The organism is Arthrobacter nitrophenolicus (assembly GCF_000332815.1).
In the GTDB taxonomy this organism is placed as follows: Bacteria; Actinomycetota; Actinomycetes; order Actinomycetales; family Micrococcaceae; genus Arthrobacter; species Arthrobacter nitrophenolicus.
In genome coordinates, this window is sequence record NZ_AOFD01000054.1 from 1 (window position 1) to 18,897 (window position 18,897).

The 18,897-nt window shown below is 67.6% G+C and carries 15 protein-coding genes and 2 pseudogenes; 11 read left to right on the forward strand and 6 right to left on the reverse strand.

Annotated features, from left to right (window positions below):
- The 10 genes and pseudogenes from G205_RS16395 to G205_RS16440 form a co-directional block, all read left to right on the forward strand.
- On the forward strand, window positions 1-1,446 hold a 1,446-nt coding region (locus tag G205_RS16395; protein ID WP_009358967.1), incomplete at its 5' end, for a tetratricopeptide repeat protein.
- A gap of 5 nt (window positions 1,447-1,451) precedes the next feature.
- Window positions 1,452-2,441: an HAD-IIA family hydrolase gene (locus G205_RS16400; protein ID WP_009358968.1), complete on the forward strand. Its 990-nt coding sequence runs from the start codon at window positions 1,452-1,454 to the stop codon at window positions 2,439-2,441.
- Between the two features lie 9 nt (window positions 2,442-2,450).
- Window positions 2,451-2,699 (forward strand): hypothetical protein, encoded by a 249-nt coding sequence (locus G205_RS16405; protein WP_009358969.1) that lies wholly within the window; start codon window positions 2,451-2,453, stop codon window positions 2,697-2,699.
- Window positions 2,699-3,514 (forward strand): TlyA family RNA methyltransferase, encoded by an 816-nt coding sequence (locus G205_RS16410; RefSeq protein ID WP_009358970.1) that lies wholly within the window; start codon window positions 2,699-2,701, stop codon window positions 3,512-3,514. The genes G205_RS16405 and G205_RS16410 overlap by 1 nt, the downstream gene beginning before the upstream one ends.
- Before the next feature lie 13 nt (window positions 3,515-3,527).
- Complete coding sequence (locus tag G205_RS16415; RefSeq protein WP_009358971.1) at window positions 3,528-4,553, forward strand: NAD kinase; 1,026 nt, start codon at window positions 3,528-3,530, stop codon at window positions 4,551-4,553.
- 4 nt (window positions 4,554-4,557) lie between these two features.
- Entirely contained in the window at window positions 4,558-6,297 is a 1,740-nt protein-coding gene (recN, locus tag G205_RS16420) for a DNA repair protein RecN (RefSeq protein ID WP_009358972.1), read from the forward strand.
- 125 nt (window positions 6,298-6,422) lie between these two features.
- Window positions 6,423-8,200 (forward strand): annotated as a pseudogene (locus G205_RS16425) (CTP synthase).
- Between the two features lie 27 nt (window positions 8,201-8,227).
- Window positions 8,228-8,887, forward strand: a complete 660-nt coding sequence (locus tag G205_RS16430; protein WP_009358973.1) for an NUDIX domain-containing protein — start codon at window positions 8,228-8,230, stop codon at window positions 8,885-8,887.
- Complete coding sequence (gene xerD / locus G205_RS16435; RefSeq protein WP_009358974.1) at window positions 8,887-9,909, forward strand: site-specific tyrosine recombinase XerD; 1,023 nt, start codon at window positions 8,887-8,889, stop codon at window positions 9,907-9,909. Before G205_RS16430 ends, xerD begins: the two co-directional genes overlap by 1 nt.
- Window positions 9,906-10,394, forward strand: a complete 489-nt coding sequence (locus G205_RS16440) for an 8-oxo-dGTP diphosphatase (protein ID WP_035753493.1) — start codon at window positions 9,906-9,908, stop codon at window positions 10,392-10,394. Before xerD ends, G205_RS16440 begins: the two co-directional genes overlap by 4 nt.
- Before the next feature lie 85 nt (window positions 10,395-10,479).
- Here the strand turns inward: G205_RS16440 and G205_RS16445 are convergent, their stop codons facing one another.
- The 6 genes and pseudogenes from G205_RS16445 to G205_RS16470 all read right to left on the reverse strand — a co-directional run bounded on the left by G205_RS16445 (window position 10,480) and on the right by G205_RS16470 (window position 17,211).
- On the reverse strand, window positions 10,480-11,619 hold the full coding sequence (locus tag G205_RS16445; RefSeq protein ID WP_009358976.1) for a bifunctional 2-methylcitrate synthase/citrate synthase: 1,140 nt from the start codon (window positions 11,617-11,619) through the stop codon (window positions 10,480-10,482).
- 62 nt (window positions 11,620-11,681) lie between these two features.
- A complete protein-coding gene (gene prpB, locus G205_RS16450; protein ID WP_009358977.1) occupies window positions 11,682-12,587 on the reverse strand; it encodes a methylisocitrate lyase in 906 nt (301 codons plus the stop codon).
- Window positions 12,587-14,104 (reverse strand): annotated as a pseudogene (locus G205_RS16455) (MmgE/PrpD family protein). Before G205_RS16455 ends, prpB begins: the two are co-directional and overlap by 1 nt.
- A 10-nt stretch (window positions 14,105-14,114) precedes the next feature.
- Window positions 14,115-14,753: a GntR family transcriptional regulator gene (locus G205_RS16460; protein WP_009358978.1), complete on the reverse strand. Its 639-nt coding sequence runs from the start codon at window positions 14,751-14,753 to the stop codon at window positions 14,115-14,117.
- Window positions 14,754-14,866: 113 nt separating this feature from the next.
- Window positions 14,867-15,580: a response regulator gene (locus G205_RS16465; RefSeq protein WP_009358979.1), complete on the reverse strand. Its 714-nt coding sequence runs from the start codon at window positions 15,578-15,580 to the stop codon at window positions 14,867-14,869.
- Window positions 15,577-17,211: a sensor histidine kinase gene (locus tag G205_RS16470; protein WP_009358980.1), complete on the reverse strand. Its 1,635-nt coding sequence runs from the start codon at window positions 17,209-17,211 to the stop codon at window positions 15,577-15,579. The genes G205_RS16465 and G205_RS16470 overlap by 4 nt, the downstream gene beginning before the upstream one ends.
- Before the next feature lie 156 nt (window positions 17,212-17,367).
- Here G205_RS16470 and G205_RS16475 point away from each other — a divergent pair, with 156 nt between their 5' ends.
- Window positions 17,368-18,717, forward strand: a complete 1,350-nt coding sequence (locus G205_RS16475; RefSeq protein ID WP_035753495.1) for a cation:dicarboxylate symporter family transporter — start codon at window positions 17,368-17,370, stop codon at window positions 18,715-18,717.
- The last annotated feature ends 180 nt before the right edge of the window (window positions 18,718-18,897 follow it).

Sequence of the window (18,897 nt, forward strand, 5' to 3'; positions counted from 1 at the left end):
GGATTTGGCGGCGGAGAGCGGAAGCCTTTTGGCGACCGTGACCGCAAGCCCTTCGGCGACCGGAAGCCTTTTGGCGACCGTGACCGGAAGCCCTTCGGTGACCGTCCGCGCCGCGACGACGGCGACCGCCGCGGGTTCGGCGGGGGAGAGCGCAAGCCCTACGGGGACCGGGAGAACCGGCCCTACGGTGACCGCCCGCGCCGTGACGACGCTGAGCGCCGCAGCTTCGGGGGCGGCGACAACCGCAGGCCTTTCGGCGACCGGCAGGAGCGGCAGGACCGCGACTCCCGCAGCTTCGATCGTGGTGACTCACCCCGCGGTGGTGCACCCCGCAGCGACTCCGGCCCCCGCGGATTTGGCCGCGACCGCCAGGAGGACCGTCCGGCACGCGTTCCCAACGCCAGGGACATCCGAAGCGCCAACCGCCCTGACCGCGAACGCTCTCCGGAAATTGATGAGGACGTTACGGGTAAAGAGCTGGACCGCGCCACCCAGCACCAGATCAAGACCCTCGAATCGCGAAGCGCGGAGTGGGTTGCCCGCCACCTGGTCATGGCTGGGCGCCTGATTGATGACGAGCCGGAACTCGCGTTCCAGCACGCTTTGGCGGCAAGCCGCCGCGGGGGCAGGCTTGCTGCAGTGCGTGAAGCCGTGGGCCTCACTGCCTACGCTGCCGGCCACTACGGCGAGGCCCTCCGGGAATTCCGCACCTACCGGCGCATCAGCGGCTCCAATGTCCACCTGCCGGTCATGGCCGACTGCGAGCGTGGCCTGGGCCGGCCTGACCGGGCACTTGATGTAGCCCGCTCCGAGGAAGCCCAGGACCTGGACGCCCCCGGCAAGGTGGAACTGGCAATCGTGGCTGCAGGTGCCCGCAGGGACCTCGGCCAGCTGGACGCCGCCGTCGCCGAACTTGAAATCCCGCAGCTCGACATGAACCGGGCCTTCTCCTACAGCCCCCGGCTGTTCCGTGCCTACGCTGACGCCCTCACCGCCGTCGGCCGCGAAACCGAGGCGGACAAATGGCAGAAGCAGGCCGTTGTGGCTGAGAATGCGCTGGGCCAGGGAGTCGACGAGGAGCCGGACATCATCGACCTCGGCTGGGACGAGGAAGAAGAAGCCCGCGAGGAAGCCGAGCGGCGCCGCAACCTGGAGCGCGCCTCCGTGGCCAGCCAGGCAGCCGCCGCCGGCCCCGAAGCAACCGCCGGCGCCGGCACCGCTGCAGGAACCGATGAGGTCCAGGCAGCCGGTCTCGACGACGCTGCCATCGATGACCAGGAAGCGGACTACTTCATGTCCGATGACGCGGAGTCCGACGAAGACTCCGTGGAGCACGACGAACTGGGCGATGCCTCAAACAACAGCGGTGCCTCGGACCACAGCGATGCCTCGGACTCCAGCGGCAGCCAGGACACCGAAGACAACCAGGACAGCCGGGAAGACTGACGCGAATGACAGACGTTCCCCTGATCTCCCTGTTCGATGCGCTCCTGGCCGACCTTGACGGAGTGGTCTACGCGGGTCCCCACGCCATCCCCGGCGCGGTGGAGTCGCTGCAGCGGTTGTCCGCCCACGGGGTGGGGCTGGGCTACGTGACCAACAACGCGTCCCGGTCACCGGCCCAGGTTGCGGCACACCTGCGCGAACTGGGTGCTCCCGCCGAGGACAACCAGGTGGTCAGCTCGTCGCAGGCCGCGGCCGAGCTCCTGGCGTCCAGGCTGGCACCGGGGTCCCGGATCCTCATCACCGGAAGCCCGGCGCTGGCGCACGAGATCGAACTGGTGGGCCTGGTCCCGGTTTACAGCCAGGACGATAACCCCGTGGCAGTGGTCCAGGGCTTCAACCCGGACATCGGCTGGAAGGACCTGGCGGAAGCCACGTACGTGGTCAACGCCGGAGCGCTCTGGGTGGCCACCAACACGGACATGTCCATACCCCAGGCACGGGGAATCGCCCCCGGCAACGGAACGCTGGTGGCTGCGGTGGCCGCGGCAACCAAACAGCAGCCGCTGGTCGCCGGAAAGCCGGAGGCGCCGCTCTTCCACTCGGCCGCCAAGAGGCTGGGAGCCGAGCGGCCGCTGGTGGTGGGCGACCGCCTGGACACCGACATCCTGGGCGGCAACAACGCAGGCTTCGCCACCGTGGCGGTGCTGACCGGCGTCGACACCCGGCAGACCATCCTGGCGGCCCGCGCCGCCGAGCGTCCGGGCTACATCATCGGGACGCTGCCGGACCTGTACCGGCCCTACCCGGAGGTGACGCACGACGACGGCACCTACATGTGCGGGCAGGCCTCCGCGCGCGTGGCCAACGGCGCGGTGGGCATCATCGGCCGCCAGGACAGCCTCGATGCCTGGCGGGCGGCCTGCGCTGCATGGTGGGCCGCGACCCCGGATGCCGTGGCCCCCAAGGCGCCAAAACTTGCCTGGCTGGATCATTAGGCTGGTTGCATGACTGAGCTGACCGGACCCGACGCAGCAACAGCCGAGCCGTCCCCGGACTGGCCGGAGGCACCCGGCGCCGGCATCACGGATCCTGCCGTGGCGCGGGCCCTCGCCCGGCTGGCGGACCTGCCCCAGGCGCCCGTCGCAGAGCACGAAGCAGCCTACACAGCCCTGCATGACGAGCTCCTCGAAGCACTGAACGATGAGCACCCGGACGCAGATGCGGACGATGGCGCTCCGGGCGGCGGAGCCTGATGCCCGTACGACTCGACCAGGCCCTGGTGGCCCGCGGCCTGGCCCGGTCGCGCACGCACGCCGCCGCCCTGATCGCCGAAGGCAAAGTCACGTCCGCCGGCAAGGTCCTGGCAAAGGCCTCCCTGCAGGTGGATGACGACAGGGACCTCGCCGTCGAACACGACGAACAGGACACCTACGCCAGCCGCGCCGGGCACAAGCTCGCCGGGGCCCTGGACGCCTTCCCTGATGTAACCGTGGAAGGCAAACGCTGCCTGGACGCCGGCGCCTCCACGGGTGGCTTCACTGACGTCCTGCTGCGGAGGGGCGCCGCTTCCGTGGTGGCTGTCGACGTCGGCCACGGCCAGCTGGTGCCGCACCTTCGCGACGATCCGCGCGTCACAGTCCACGAGGGCATGAACGTCCGGTACATGGAACCGGCGGACATCGGCGGACCCGCTGCCTTGACCGTCGCGGACCTGTCCTTCATCTCGCTCACCCTGGTGGTCCAGCCGCTGGCGCAGTGCACGGAGCCCGGCGGCGACCTGGTGCTGATGGTCAAGCCGCAGTTCGAGATCGGCAAGGACCGGCTGGGCCGCACAGGCGTGGTCACCTCAGGACGCGAACGCCGGCTGGCGGTGGAGAAAGTAGCGCTGGCAGCATTCGACGCCGGCCTGGACCTGTGCGGCCTGGCGGCCAGTCCACTGCCCGGCCAGGACGGAAACGTCGAGTACTTCCTGTGGATAAGACGCAGGATCGGCACAGACTTGCCTAAGATCGAAGAGCGCGGGGCAGCAGTTGCTGCCTTGCTCGGACGTATCTGGCCGAACCACTAGAGAGCGGAACCTGATGAGCAGGCGTGTACTGGTCCTTGCCCACACCGGCCGCGAGGAATCCTTGAAGGCCGCCTGGGAGGCCTGCGCCCTGCTGCACGCCTCCGGCATAGTGCCGGTGATGCAGGAGTCCGAGCTGGGGGACATGGAACGGTTCTTCGGGCACCTCGCCCAGCCCGTGGAGGTCCTCCACGACCACGTCCAGCTGCCGGACGTTGAGCTGGTGATGGTCCTGGGCGGCGACGGCACCATCCTGCGCGCCGCGGAACTGGTCCGCGAGGTGGACGTGCCGCTGCTGGGCGTCAACCTGGGCCATGTGGGCTTCCTGGCCGAAAGCGAACGGGCGGACCTTGCCCAGACCGTCGAATGGATCGCCAGCCGCGAGTACACGGTGGAAGAACGGATGACCATCGACGTGCAGGTGTGGGTCCGCGGCCAAAAGATCTGGCACACCTGGGCGCTGAACGAGGCCGCGATCGAAAAAGCCAACCGGGAACGCATGCTGGAGGTGGTCACCGAAGTGGACGAGCGTCCGCTGACCTCCTTCGGCTCCGACGGCATCGTGCTCGCCACCCCCACCGGCTCCACCGCCTACGCCTTTTCGGCCGGCGGCCCCGTGGTCTGGCCCGAGGTGGAGGCCCTGGTGATCGTCCCCATCAGCGCCCATGCCCTCTTCGCCAAGCCCCTCGTGGTCTCTCCCCGCTCGAAGCTGGCGGTGGAGGTCCTAAGCCGCACTGACGCACTCGGGGTCCTCTGGTGCGACGGCCGGCGCTCGGTGGACCTCCCGCCCGGCTCACGCGTGGAAGTCACCAAGTCGGCCACCCCCGTCCGGCTGGCACGGACCCACCAGACACCGTTCTCCGCCCGGCTGGTCCGGAAGTTCGAGCTGCCCATCCACGGCTGGCGCGGCCCGGTCCCCAAGGCCGAGGCCATCCACACCGGGCCCATCCCGATCGTCCGGACGCCGCGGCCCATGCCGCCGCTCCAGGTGCCGGAGCACGGCCGGCCCGATGCTGACCCCGATCCGTCGACCGCAAAGTGAAGCGATGCTTGAAGAACTGAGAATCCGCGATCTCGGCGTCATCACCGACGCAACCCTTCCGCTCGGCCCGGGCCTGAGCGTGGTGACCGGTGAAACCGGTGCCGGCAAGACCATGGTGGTGACCGCCGTCGGCCTGCTGCTCGGCGCACGTTCCGACGCCGGCGCCGTCCGGAGCGGGGCGAAGAGCGCCACGGCGGAAGCGGTGCTGAAGCTCGACGCCGGGCACCCCGCTGTGGCCCGGGCACTGGACGCCGGCGCGGACGCGGAAGAGTTCGACGGCGGCGCAGAGCTGATCCTGGCCCGGCGCCTGGGTGCGGACGGCCGCAGCCGCGCGTTCCTGGGCGGCCGCGCCGCCCCCGTGGGGGTCCTGGCCGAGATCGGCGAAACCCTTGTGGTGGTGCATGGCCAGTCGGACCAGATCCGGTTGAAGGGGGCAGCCGCGCAGCGCGGCGCCCTGGACAAGTTCGCCGGGGAAGCCCTGGCCGGGCCGCTGGCCGCCTACCAGGACCTCTACAACCACTGGAAAGCGAGCCAGTCCGAGCTGGACACGCTGCGCAGCGCCGCACGCGACCGGCTGCGCGAGGCCGAATCGCTGCAGACTGCCCTGGCCGAAATCGACGAGGTGGATCCGCAGCCGGGCGAGGACGAGCTGCTGAAGGCCGAGGCGGTCAAGCTCGCCAACGTGGAAGAGCTGCGCATCGCCGCCAGCACGGCCCACCAGGCCCTGATCGCCGAGGACTTCGGCGAGGAAGGCGACGCCACCACCCTGGTGGACACGGCCAAGCGGACCCTGGAACACGTGGCCGAACACGACGCCGAACTGGGATCGGCCGCCGCCCGCCTGGCCGAGGTGGGCTTCCTGCTCAACGACATCGCCACGGAACTGGCCAGCTACCAGGCCGGGCTGGACTCCGAGGGCCCGGAACGGCTGGCGGAAATCGAGGACCGGCGAGCCTCGCTGGCCAAGCTCGTCCGGAAATACGCGCCCACCATCGACGAGGTGCTGGAGTGGGCCGAAAAAGCCCGGGTCCGGTTCGACGAACTGCAGGACGATTCCTCAAGGATCGAGGCCCTGGACGCGGAGGTGGTCCGGGCAGAGGCCGAGCTGAAGAAGCAGGCCGCCGCCATCAGCAAGATCAGGGCCAAGGCAGCCAAAGACCTTTCGGCCCGCGTCAGCGCCGAACTGAAGGCGCTGGCCATGGCTGATGCAACCCTGGTGATCACCCTGGAGCCGGCCGCCCAGCTCGGACCGCACGGGGCGGACGAGATCGGCTTCCTGCTGCAGCCGCATTCCGGTGCGCCGGCCCGCCCGCTCGGCAAGGGCGCATCCGGCGGTGAACTTTCCCGCGTCATGCTCGCCATCGAGGTGGTGCTCGCCGCTGTCGACCCCGTGCCGACCTTTGTCTTCGACGAGGTGGACGCCGGCGTGGGCGGACGCGCCGCCGTCGAGATCGGCCGCCGGCTCGCCATGCTGGCCCGGCACGTGCAGGTCCTGGTGGTGACCCACCTGCCCCAGGTCGCAGCCTTCGCGGACCAGCACATCACCGTCACCAAAACCTCGGTCCGGGGCGCCGACGGCGGCACGGCCACCGGGTTCACGTCCAGTGATGTGCGCCTCCTTGACGGCCCCGAACGGGTCCGCGAACTGGCCCGGATGCTGGCCGGGCAGGAGGACTCGGAATCCGCCCAGGCCCACGCGCAGGAACTGCTGGATGACGCCAAACTCCTGCCACAGCGGGCCTGACGGAGCCGGCGCGCCGGAACCCGGCCACCAGCCGCCGGTCCGAAACCCTTGATCCGCGGGCGGCCGGACCTGCAGACTTGGAGGTTTGGGGGACAGTTCCACCCGACCCGTGGAAGGCTCAATTGATGATAGGCTCGAATTCCGTGGTGCAGCGATCAAATTCCCGTGTAAATTCCCGGTTCCCGGGCTCGTCCAAGACGACCAAACACATCTTCGTCACCGGTGGTGTGGCGTCCTCGCTCGGTAAGGGACTGACGGCTTCGAGCCTCGGCCACCTGCTGCGGGCACGCGGCCTGTCTGTAACTATGCAGAAGCTCGATCCCTACCTGAATGTGGATCCGGGCACGATGAACCCCTTCCAGCACGGTGAAGTCTTCGTCACGGACGACGGCGCCGAGACCGACCTGGACATCGGGCACTACGAGCGCTTCCTCGACGAAAACCTTGAAGGTTCGGCGAACGTGACCACCGGCCAGGTCTATTCCACGGTTATTGCCAAGGAACGCCGCGGCGAATACCTCGGCGACACCGTCCAGGTCATCCCGCACATCACGGACGAGATCAAGCGCCGCATGCGCCTGCCGGCCGAGGGCAAGAACGCCCCGGACGTCATCATCACCGAAATCGGCGGCACCGTTGGTGACATCGAATCCCAGCCCTTCCTCGAATCCGCCCGCCAGGTGCGCCAGGACATCGGCCGCACCAACGTCTTCTTCCTCCACGTCTCGCTGGTGCCCTACATCGGGCCCTCGCAGGAGCTGAAGACGAAGCCCACCCAGCACTCCGTCGCCGCCCTGCGCTCCATCGGCATCCAGCCCGAGGCCATTGTGATCCGCTCGGACCGCGAAGTGCCCGAGGCGATGCGCGAGAAGATCGGCCGCATGTGCGACGTCGACATCGACGCCGTGGTCAACGCCGCCGATGCCCCCAGCATCTACGACATCCCCAAGACCCTGCACACCCAGGGCCTGGACTCCTACATCGTGCGTGCCCTGGACCTGCCGTTCAAGGACGTGGACTGGACCAGCTGGGACAAGCTGCTCGAGGCCGTGCACAACCCCAAGCACCACGTCGAGATCGCCCTCGTGGGCAAGTACATCGACCTGCCGGACGCCTACCTGTCCGTGACGGAGGCCCTGCGTGCCGGCGCTTCGCCAACGACACCAAGGTGAAGATCCGCTGGGTTCCGTCCGACGAGTGCGAAACGCGCGAGGGGGCCATCAAGGCGCTCGACGGCGTCAACGCCATCTGCGTTCCCGGCGGCTTCGGCATCCGCGGGCTGGAAGGCAAGCTCGGGGCGCTGAAGTTCGCCCGCGAAACCAAGCTGCCCGTCCTTGGCCTCTGCCTCGGCCTGCAGTGCATGGTCATCGAATACGCCCGCAACGTAGTGGGGCTGGAAGGCGCGTCCTCCAGCGAATTCGAACCGGACTCCAAGTACCCGGTGATCGCCACCATGGAGGAGCAGCTCGAGTTCGTCGAGGGCCGCGGCGACCTGGGCGGCACCATGCGCCTGGGCCTCTACGAAGCGAAGCTTGACGAAGGCTCGGTCATCGCCGGAACATACGGCAAGACCACCGTCAGCGAGCGGCACCGCCACCGCTACGAGGTCAACAACAAGTACCGCGACCAGATCGCCGCCCAAGGCCTCGTCTTCTCCGGCACGTCGCCGGACGGGAAGCTCGTGGAGTTCGTGGAGCTGCCCGCCGACGTGCACCCGTACTACGTGGCCACGCAGGCGCACCCGGAGCTGAGCTCGCGCCCCACCCGTCCGCATCCGCTGTTCGCCGGACTGGTCAAGGCTGCCCTGGACCACCAGCGTGGCGGCACCACGGCGGAGCCTGCCGACACGGCCGCTGCCGGGGCTGCCGAGGCCCAGCCGTCCGGTACGGTAGCCGCTAAGTAGTTCATACAACAGAAAAAGGACGGCGCGATGCCCGGTACACACGAAGCCACCCACGTAGTCCAGGTTTCGGATGCACCGAGCCCGCGCCGTCTTTTGTCCACCGAGAAGGTCTACGAAGGCCGGATCTGGGACGTGGTCAGCGACACCTTCCAGCTGCAGGAGTCCGGCGACGCCCTGACCCGCGACTACATCGACCATCCCGGCGCCGTGGCTGTCCTGCCCATGAACGACGACGGCGAAATCCTGCTGCTCAAGCAGTACCGGCACCCCGTGGGGATGGACCTCTGGGAGATCCCGGCCGGCCTGCTGGACGTCGAGGGTGAGGACTTCCTGGCGGGCGCCGCCCGCGAGTTGGCTGAGGAGGCCGACCTCGCTGCAAGCACCTGGAACGTCCTGGCGGATGTCTTCAATTCCCCCGGATCGTCCAGCGAGGCCATCCGCATCTACCTGGCCCGCGGACTGACGTTCGTTCCCCATCATGAGCGCCACGAGCGGACGGATGAGGAAGCCGAAATCGAATTCCACTGGATCAAGCTGGACGATGCCGTGGCGTCCGTCCTGGCCGGCCGGCTCCACAACCCGTCCGCCGTCGTCGGGATCCTGGCGGCCGCGGCCGCCCGCGCCGACGGCTACGCGGGCCTGCGTCCCGCCGACGCCCCGTGGCCGGAACACCCCAGCCAGCGGTAATGGCCCCCAACCCCTCCGTCGACGCTGCCCCGCCGTCCGGTTCCGCCCCGGCGCAGGAGGTACCCCAGGCTCCGGCGTCCGCCGGACCCACGGCGATCAGCCGCGCCATCACCGACTACCTCCAGCACATGGGCGTGGAGCGCGGACTGGCAGCCAATACCCTGGCAGCCTACCGGCGCGACCTCGCCCGTTACGCCCGTTTCCTGGAAGCCGCCGGCTGCCGGGCCCCGGAGGACATCACCCGCCAGCACGTCACCGGCTACGTCCGTGCGCTTTCGGACGGCTCTGACGGCGGTTCGGCACTGGGGGTCAGGTCGGCGGCGCGGACCGTGGTGGCGGTCCGGGGGCTGCACAAGTTCTGGGCGCTGGAAGGCTACACACCGGCCGACCCCGCCAGCGACGTCCATCCGCCCATGGCAGGCAAGCGGCTGCCCAAGGCCATCAGCGTCGATGAGGTCACCCGGATCCTCGAATCGGCCGGGACAGACACGGCCACAGGACTGCGGGACCGTGCCCTCCTTGAGTTCCTCTATTCCACCGGCGCCCGGATCAGCGAGGCGGTGGGCCTGGACGTCGACGATATCTCCCTCGCCGGGCTCGAGACAGGCCCGGCCGTCGTGCGGCTTTTCGGCAAGGGGTCCAAGGAACGGCTTGTGCCCTTGGGCTCGTATGGAGCCAGGGCGCTGGACGCCTACCTGGTGCGCGGCCGCCCGCTGCTCGCCGCGAAGGGGAAGGGCACGCCCGCACTGTTCCTGAACGCCCGCGGCGGCAGGATCAGCCGCCAGAGCGCCTGGACCATCCTGAAGGCCGCCGCCGACAAAGCCAACATCACCAAGGACGTGTCGCCCCACACCCTGCGGCACTCGTTCGCCACCCACCTGCTCGAGGGCGGGGCGGATGTGCGCGTGGTGCAGGAACTCCTGGGCCACGCCTCGGTGACCACCACCCAGGTCTACACGCTCGTCACCGCGGACACACTGCGGGAAATCTACGCCGCCGCGCACCCCCGGGCACTCGGATGAGCCGGCGCGGTGCAGCCGTGACCCTGTGCTTCCTCCTCCGGGACACGCCCGCGGGCACGGAGGTGCTGCTCGGAATGAAGCGGACCGGATTCGGCAAGGGAAAAATCGTTGGGATCGGCGGGCACGTGGAGCCGGGGGAGACTGACCAGGAAGCGGTCATCCGGGAGGTGTTCGAGGAAACCGGTCTTTCGGTGCTGCCGGAGGACCTGGTTGATGCCGGGGCAGTCCGCTTCGTGTTCCCGGCGCGTCCGGAGTGGAACATGGAAACCAGCCTCTTCACCGCCTGGACCTGGCAGGGCGAACCTGCTGAAAGCGACGAGATTGTCCCCGAGTGGTTCCCCGCGCGCAGGCTCCCGACGGACCGGATGTGGCAGGACGCCGACCATTGGCTCCCGGTGGTGCTGGAAGGCGGCCAGGTGAATGTCGTGGTCACCATGCATACAGACAATGAGTCGGTCGCCTCGTCGGAGAGCCTGCTTCCCTAGCTTTCCAGCCAACGGGTTTCCAGCCGACGACGGCGGCGCGGCAGGGACGTGCCGGACCGCCGTCGTCGGCCTCGCGGCGGTGCCGTTACGCCAGGTGCCGCTCCTCAGGACCGATGTATTCGCTGAGCGGCCGGATCAGTGAATTGGATGCCGCCTGTTCCATGATGTGGGCGGTCCAGCCGGTGATGCGGCTGGCGACGAACAGGGGTGTGAAGGCTGCCGTGTCGAAGCCCATCAGGTGGTACGTGGGGCCTGCGGGATAGTCGAGGTTGGGCTTGATGCCTTTGGCCTCGTCCATGGCGTGTTCCAGGCCCTGGTACAGGCCCAGGATCTCGGGCCGGCCGTAGTGGGCAATCATCTTGTCCAGGGCCGCCTTCATGGTGGGAACGCGGGAATCGCCGTGTTTGTAGACCCGGTGCCCGAAGCCCATGACTTTCTTCTTCTGGGCCAGCGCATCCTCCATCCATGCCTTGGCCCGGGCAGCAGCCTCTTCAAGGGACTCCTGCGGGCGGATGCCGATCTCGTCGAAGGTGTGCATGACGGCCTCGTTGGCGCCGCCGTGCAACGGACCCTTGAGTGCGCCGATGGCCCCCGTGACGGCGGAGTGCAGGTCCGAGAGCGTGGACGTGATGACGCGCGCGGTGAAAGTGGAGGCGTTGAAGGAGTGCTCGGCGTAGAGGATCATCGAGACGTTGAAGGCCTCCACCACCACGGGGACCTGTTCCTCGCCGAACGTCATCCAGAGAAAGTTGGCGGAGTACCCGAGGTCGTCGCGGGGCTCCACGGGATCCTGTCCACGCCGGCGGCGCTGGTCATACGCCACCACGGCGGGCATCGCGGCCCACAGGTCGATCGCCTTCTTCATGTTCGCCTCGGGCGAGGAGTCCTCCGCGAGCGGATGCCGGCCGCCCATGACGGAGGCCGCGGTCCTGCAAACGTCCATGGGATGGGCGGTGTCCGGGAGTACGTCGACCACCTGTTTCACCACCGGGTCCAGGGCGCGTCCCGCGCGTTCCCTGGCAGTGAACTCCGCCAGCTGGTCCTGCGTGGGCAGTTCCCCGTTCCACAGCAGGTACGCCACTTCCTCAAAGCTGCAGCGCGCCGCGAGTTCCTGGACCGGGTAGCCCCGATAGAGCAGCGAGTTCGTGTCCGGGTTGACCTTGGAGACGGAGGTGTAGTCCACCACGACGCCGGTGAGACCTTTTTTGATGTCCTGTTCAGCCATGCTGAAAACTCCTTTGTTCCTGTCGCCTGTAGGATGCCGGCCGGAGCCGGCGGGTGGCCGGGTCAGTGTTCCCCGGGAATATGGAAGTTGAAGACCCCCGTGTCGAATTGGTTGTACCCCTCGTAGTCAACCAGTTCGTAGAGCCGGGCACGGGTCAACATGCTGCTGACCTGTGCTTCCTGCGTTCCGTCTGCCTTGATCGAGTCCAGCGTACGCTCAGCGGCGCCCATGGCACTACGGAGGAGGGTGACGGGGTAGATGACCATGTTGACGCCGACTGCCTGGAGCTCCCTTGTCGAGAAGAGGTCGCTTTTGCCGAATTCGGTCATGTTGGCCAGGATCGGCACGTCGACGGCGTCGCGGATGGCCTGGAATTCGGCGAGGTCGCGCATGGCTTCGGGGAAGATGGCGTCCGCGCCGGCGTCCACCAATGCCTTGGCCCGGTCTTTGGCGGCCTGGAGACCGTCCACGGCGCGGATGTCGGTGCGGGCCATGATGAGGAAGTTCGGGTCGCGGCGGGCGTCGGCGGCGGCACGGATACGTTTGGTGGCGGTATCCAGGTCCACGACGTTCTTGCCGTCCAGGTGGCCGCAGCGCTTGGGGTTGAACTGGTCCTCGATGTGCAGCCCGGCCAGGCCCGCGTTCTCGATCTCCTGCACGGTGCGGGCCACGTTCATGGGTTCACCGAAGCCGGTGTCCGCGTCCACGATGGCGGGCAGGTCCGTCATCCTCGCGATCTGCCCCGCCCGGGTCGCTACCTCCGTCAGCGTGGTCAGGCCGATGTCGGGCAGGCCGAGGTCGTTGGCCAGCACGGCGCCGGAGATGTAGACCCCTTCGAAGCCCTTCTCCTCGATCAGCCGGGCCGAGAGGGGATTGAACGCGCCGGGGAACTGCGCGATGGTCCCGGAGTTGAGGAGTTCGCGGAACCGGATGCGCTTCTGTTCCGGGGTGGTGGTGGAGTACAGCATCAGAACAGTCCCTTCGGCGCTGCACCGAGGTCGATGACACCGGGGGCGGCGGTGATGTTCAGCTGGTCCAGTTCCCCGGGACCCAGTTCGGGGAGGCGTTCGACGGCGGCGAGGAACCGTTCGATTTCGGTGTCCTCGACGAGGCCGGCGGCGAGGGTGCGGAACTTGGTGATGTACTGCTCCCGTGCGAACGGCCGGGCGCCGAGCGGGTGGGCGTCGGCGACGGCGATCTCATCGGTGATGATGGTGCCGTCGGTGAGGGTGATTTCCACGGAGCCGCCGAAGGCTTTTTCGTTGATGTCCAGGGAGTGGTAGCGCCGGGTCCATTCCGGGTCTTCCTCCGTGGTGACCTTTAGCCAGAGATCCACGGTGTCCGGCCGGGCAGCGCGGTCGGGGGCGTAGGAGTCCACGTGGTGCCAGGCCCCGTCCTGCAACGCGACGGTGAAGATGTAGGGGATGGAGTGGTCCAGGGTTTCCCGGGACGCGGTGGGGGAGTATTTCTGGGGGTCGTTGGCGCCGGAGCCGATGACGTAGTGGGTGTGGTGGCTGGTTTTGATCAGCACGGATTTCACGTTGGCCGGGTCGGTGGCTTCGGGGTGCTCTTTGTGGAGTTTCCGGGCGAGGTCGATCCAGGCCTGGGCCTGGTATTCGGCGGAGTGTTCCTTGGTGTAGGTGTCCAGGATGGCCCGCTTGGCTTCACCCGGGGTGGGGAGGGGGACCATGTAGGAGCGTCGGGTCCGTCGAGGAGCCAGGCGATGACGCCGTCTTCGCCTTCATAGATCGGTACGGGGGAGGTCTGCCCGCGCATGGCGCGGTCGGCGGCCTCGACCGCCATTTTCCCGGCGAAGGCGGGGGCGTGGGCCTTCCAGGTGGAGATTTCGCCTTGCGGGACTGGCGGGTGGCGGTGGTGGTGTGCAGTGCCTGGCCGACAGACTGGAAGATGGTCTCGACGTCGAGGCCCAGGAGGGTGCCGATCCCGGCGGCGGCGGACGGGCCGAGGTGGGCGACGTGGTCGATCTTGTGCTTGTGCAGGCAGATCGCCTTCACCAGGTTCACCTGGATCTCGTACCCGGTGGTGATGCCACGGATGAGGTCCTTGCCGCTGGCGCCGGTGTGCTGGGCGACGGCCAGGATCGGGGGGATGTTGTCGCCGGGGTGGGAGTAGTCCGCGGCGAGGAAGGTGTCGTGGTAGTCCAGTTCACGGACGGCCACGCCATTGGCCCAGGCCGCCCACTCGGGGGAGACCCGTTCGCCGATGCCGAAGACCTTCCCGCCCTTGCCGCCGGTGCTCGGGGCGTGGGCCAGGGCTTGGCACGGGCGGCGACGATCGGGGCCCGGTTCAGCGAGGCGATCGCCACCGAGGCGTTGTCGATGATCCGGTTGATGACCATCTCCGTCACCTCAGGCGTCACCTCGACGGGGTCGGCGGCGACCACGGCGATCTTGTGCGCCAGCTGCTCCTCGCGGGGCAGGTTCTCTTCACTCTTGTACACGCGGACGTGGTGTTCCTGGACCATGGGGCTCCTTCTACAGGGATGGGGAGGCGGTTTTGATGTGGGCAAGGCTTCGGTGCAGGTGCATGATGGTGGCGGCTTCGGCAAGCCGTGGGTTCCGGTCCGCGATGGCCCCGGCGATCGCAGCGTGCTCGGCGGCTGCAGCGGACAGGCGGTCGGTATTGTCGGCTGCCATCCTCCGGATACGCACCAGGTGTACACGCAGGCTCCGCATGGCCTGCACCAGGTAGGAATTGGCAATGGCCGCATCTATGGCTTCATCCAGCCTGCCCGCCAGCCCGTAGTAGTCATGGATGCCGGATGCGGAGCCGGTGAGGAGTGCCGGGGCTTCCAGCAGTTCATCCTGGAGCAGGCGGAAGGTGGCGGGATCGCCGCGCTCGGCGGCAAGTGCGGCGGCGCGGCTTTCAAGGGTTCCGCGGAGCTCGAAGAGTTCGTCGATATCGGCGAGCGAAATCCCGGTGACGACCACGCCCCGGCCGCCCGGTGCCGTCAGGCCTTCCGCCGTAAGGCGGCCCAGCGCTTCCCGAAGCGGAGTGCGGGAGACACCCAGGCGTTCAGCCTGCTCCACTTCGGCCAGCAGCGTACCGGGGGGCAGCCGCCACTCCACGATGTCCTCACGCAGGGCGGCATACGCACGTTCGCTGGCCCGCATCGCTGCTCCTTTCGGTCCTCCGATTTCCCAGTGTATACATAAGAAAGGGAAAAGGAGCCAATGCTCTCGAAATTAGCCAATAAAGGAACTTTGTGTATACAGCGGGACCCCTGCTATCTGCCGCTCCAGCGGTACTCATTCTCGGGCCTCCCGGGCGTGCCGTACCGCGCAGTGCGGGAGACGGTGCCTGCATCGGCGAGGTACTCCAGGTAGCGGCGGGCAGTCACGCGGGACATCCCGAGCGCGTCCATCACCTCGGTGGCGGAGACCGCATCCTGGTGCTGCTTCAGGTACTCCTGGACGGACTCCAGCGTGGACACGGACAGGCCCTTCGGCAGTGGCAGTTCCGACGGCGCCCGCAGGCTGGCGAAGGCCTGGTCCACTTCGCTTTGGGATGCCGCGGATTTACCGGACCCCGGGCCGGGGCCTGCCAACTGCTGCCGGAACTGCCGGTAGCTCTCCAGCTTGTCAGCGAAGGTGGCGAACGTGAACGGCTTGATCAGGTACTGCACCACGCCGATGGCCACCGCACTGCGGACGATGGCCAGTTCCCTGACGGCCGTGATCGCGATGATGTCGGCAAGGATGCCGGCAGCACGCATCCTGCGGGCGATGTCCAGGCCGTGGAGGTCCGGCAGGTTCATGTCGAGCAGGACCAGTTCCACCGGCTTGCCGGCGGCCGAGAATTCGTTCAGCAGCCGGAGCGCGGACTGCCCGTCCGGAGCGGTTCCGGCGAGCTCGAATCCAGGCAGCCTCCCTACATACGCCGCATGGGCGGCGGAGGCAATGGCCTCGTCCTCGACCACAAGGACCCGGATGTCGCTCACGCGTCGCGCTCCTTCCCCGGGGATACTGCCGCGGGCAGGAACACTTCGAATTTGGCACCGCGCCGTCCGTTGATGGCCAGCGTACCTCCCAGCCGCTGTACAGCCTGGCGGACGAGGGCGAGGCCGATGCCGCGGCCGCCGGGGCCCGCCGGCTTGGTGCTGTAACCGTGCCGGAAGATGTTCCCTGCTGCGGCGGCCTCAAGGGGTGCTCCGGTGTCATGCACGGCGATGTCCAGTCCTTCCTCATCGGACTCCACTGTAAGTTCCACCCGTCGGGGCGGCGCCCCCTCTGCGGCAGCATCGATGGCATTGTCCAAAAGGTTTCCCAAAATGGTCACGAGGTCCTGCACGGCTATGCCTGCTGCTGTTCCGGACCCAAGCGTGGCCACGTCCAACTGGACGCCCCGCTCATGGGCTTCGGCCACCTTGCCCATGACCAGGGCGCTCAGGACCGGCTCGCCCACGGAGCCCACCATCTCGTCCGTCAATTGCTGGCTGAGTTCCAGGTCCCTGGTGGCGAAGTCCAGGGCCTCCCGGGTGCGGCCCAGCTCCAGGAGCGAGACCATCGTGTGCAGCCGGTTCGCATGCTCGTGCGTCTGCGCCCGCAGCGCGTCCGACAGAGTCCGCATGGTTTCCAGTTCGTTGCCCAGTGACTCGATTTCCGTCCTGTCGCGGAGCGTGGCCACAGTGCCGTATACAGGGTTCCTTCCGTGCCGGTCAGGTGTCTCCGGGCCTATGGCCGGACCCTGGTTGACGACCAGCACGCGCGAGCCCGTGAGGACGATCTCGTCCTTGGTGGTGCGGCCCGATTCGAACAGGTCCCGAAGGCCCTCGTCGAGGGGAAGGTCGGCCATTGCCGGCGGGCGGGTAGGGTCCTTGCTGCCGGCCTCGTCCAGGCCCAGGAGCTCGGCGGCCTGGTCGTTGTACATCACCACCCTGCCCTTGGTGTCGATCAGGACGAGTCCTTCGCGGACCGAGTGAAGCACGGACTCGTAGTAGGCGAACAGCTGCGCCAGCTGCTCCGGCCCCCAGCCGCGGGTGACCCGGCGGAGGTAGCGGCCAAGCAGCCAGGACGCCCAGGACCCGCCCAGCAGCAGTGCCAGCCCTATGGCCAGAAGGGCAGGCAGGCGGGCTGCGAAGGCCACATCCACAGTGCCCACAGTGACGCCGGCCGCAACCAGGGCCCTGACCTTGCCCGCATCATCCTTCACCGGGACGATCGTCCGCACCGACGGCCCCAGGGTGCCGGCCGTGACCTCGGTGAGTTCCCCGCCCTGCAGCGCAGCATCGATGGAACCGATGTACGGCCGCCCCAGTTCCTCCGGCCGCGGGTGGGTCCACCGGGTGCGGTCGGTCGCCATGATGGTGATGAAGTCGACGTCGGCCGCCGCCATGACGTCCATGGCGTACGGCTGCAGCAGGGCTGAGGGATCAGGTGAGGCGGCGGCCTCGAGCACCAGCGGGCTTGCGGCTATTGAATTGGCAATGCCCGCCATCCGCAGGCCGGCCTCGTCATACGTCCGGTCGCGGGCGTCGACGTAGGTGGCGGTCCCCACGATGGCGATGAACACCACCACGATGAGGAGGTTCGCCACGAAAAGCCGCCGGGCGATGCTCCAGCGCTGGATCATGTCTACCTCCGGCCAAGTCGGTGTGCCGCGACCAATATGAACGCAACGGTGAGCTGGGTCACGGCGTGGCCAATGATGGATGTCACACCGCAAGGACGTGTAGAGCCCAGAGACTGTGCCGCAGCGTCTATCAGATTATCCATAAGGAGACACATCATGGCTTCTCAACGAGGAGAGTCGCTCGACACCGTGAAATCGCGGCGCAAGGGCATCGACAAATCGCACTACCTCTACATTGCCGTCATCGCCGCCGTGATCCTCGGCGCCGTCGTCGGCCTGATGTTCCCCGAGGTGGGCAAGTCGCTCAAGCCCCTGGGTGACGGTTTCATCAAGCTCATCAAGATGATGATCGCTCCGGTGATCTTCTGCACCATCGTCCTGGGCATCGGCTCCATCGCCAAGGCGGCCACGGTGGGTAAGGTGGGCGGCCTCGCGCTCGGCTACTTCGTCGCAATGTCGACGTTCGCGCTCGCCATCGGCCTGGTAGTGGGCAACCTGATCCACCCGGGCGAGGGTTTGAAGCTTGCCCCCTACGACCCCAACAAGAAGGCTGAAGTCGACAGCACCGTAGCCTTCCTGCTCAACATCATCCCGGGTGACATCCCGGTTCTGCCGACGTTGTTCGCTGCCATCCTCGTGGGCTTCGCGCTGCAGAAGATGGGCCCGCAGGGCGCCCCGATCCTCAAGGCCATCGGCCACGGCCAGGTCCTGGTGTTCCGCATCCTGATCATGATCATGTGGCTCGCCCCCGTCGGTGCCTTCGGTGCCATCGCCGCCGTTGTGGGAGCCACCGGCTTCCAGGCCATTGTCAGCATGTTCACGCTGATGGCCGCCTTCTATATCACCTGCGCACTGTTCATCGTCATCATCCTCGGCGGCCTGCTGAAGGTAGTTACCGGCGTCAACATTTTCAAGCTCATGAAGTACCTGGGCCGCGAATACCTCCTGATCTTTTCCACCTCGTCCTCCGAAGCCGCACTGCCCCGCCTCATCGCCAAGATGGAACACCTCGGTGTCTCCAAGCCGGTCGTCGGCGTGACCGTTCCCACGGGCTACTCCTTCAACCTGGACGGCACGGCCATCTACCTGACCATGGCATCGCTCTTCGTCGCCAACGCCATGGGAACGCCGCTGGACCTCGGCGCACAGATCTCCCTGCTGGTCTTCATGATCATCGCCTCCAAGGGCGCCGCCGGCGTCACCGGCGCCGGCCTGGCAACGCTTGCGGCCGGCCTGCAGGCCCACAAGCCCGAACTGCTCGGCGGCGTGGGGATGATCGTGGGCATCGACCGCTTCATGTCCGAAGCCCGCGCCCTGACCAACTTCACCGGCAACGCCGTGGCCACCATCCTGATCGGCACGTGGGTCAAGGAGATCGACGGCGTACAGGTCAACAGCGTCCTCTCCGGCGAGGAGCCTTTCGACGAAGCAACGATGCTGGCCCACCACCACGGTGATCCGGCCCCGGCGCAGACCGAAGCCCGGCCGGTTCCGGCCAACGCCTGACCTCCCGGCCCGCCACCCGGAAGCCGCCCCCGCAGCAAATGCTGCGGGGGCGGTTTTCTTTACCCGGACGTTTAACCTTCGACCTCTACTAGAGGGTCAGGCTCACCATTCGCGAAAAGTCAAGTTCCGTCGAATACCGTGTCGGCCCCTGTAGCCTTGGGGAGAAGAAGGAACGGCGCT

Coding starts and splice junctions, on each gene's coding strand:
- G205_RS16400 (WP_009358968.1), top strand. CDS start 1,452: ATGACAGACGTTCCCCTGATCTCCCTGTTCGATGCGCTCCTGGCCGAC.
- G205_RS16405 (WP_009358969.1), top strand. CDS start 2,451: ATGACTGAGCTGACCGGACCCGACGCAGCAACAGCCGAGCCGTCCCCG.
- G205_RS16410 (WP_009358970.1), top strand. CDS start 2,699: ATGCCCGTACGACTCGACCAGGCCCTGGTGGCCCGCGGCCTGGCCCGG.
- G205_RS16415 (WP_009358971.1), top strand. CDS start 3,528: ATGAGCAGGCGTGTACTGGTCCTTGCCCACACCGGCCGCGAGGAATCC.
- recN (WP_009358972.1), top strand. CDS start 4,558: ATGCTTGAAGAACTGAGAATCCGCGATCTCGGCGTCATCACCGACGCA.
- G205_RS16430 (WP_009358973.1), top strand. CDS start 8,228: ATGCCCGGTACACACGAAGCCACCCACGTAGTCCAGGTTTCGGATGCA.
- xerD (WP_009358974.1), top strand. CDS start 8,887: ATGGCCCCCAACCCCTCCGTCGACGCTGCCCCGCCGTCCGGTTCCGCC.
- G205_RS16440 (WP_035753493.1), top strand. CDS start 9,906: ATGAGCCGGCGCGGTGCAGCCGTGACCCTGTGCTTCCTCCTCCGGGAC.
- G205_RS16445 (WP_009358976.1), bottom strand. CDS start 11,619: ATGGCTGAACAGGACATCAAAAAAGGTCTCACCGGCGTCGTGGTGGAC.
- prpB (WP_009358977.1), bottom strand. CDS start 12,587: ATGCTGTACTCCACCACCACCCCGGAACAGAAGCGCATCCGGTTCCGC.
- G205_RS16460 (WP_009358978.1), bottom strand. CDS start 14,753: ATGCGGGCCAGCGAACGTGCGTATGCCGCCCTGCGTGAGGACATCGTG.
- G205_RS16470 (WP_009358980.1), bottom strand. CDS start 17,211: ATGATCCAGCGCTGGAGCATCGCCCGGCGGCTTTTCGTGGCGAACCTC.
- G205_RS16475 (WP_035753495.1), top strand. CDS start 17,368: ATGGCTTCTCAACGAGGAGAGTCGCTCGACACCGTGAAATCGCGGCGC.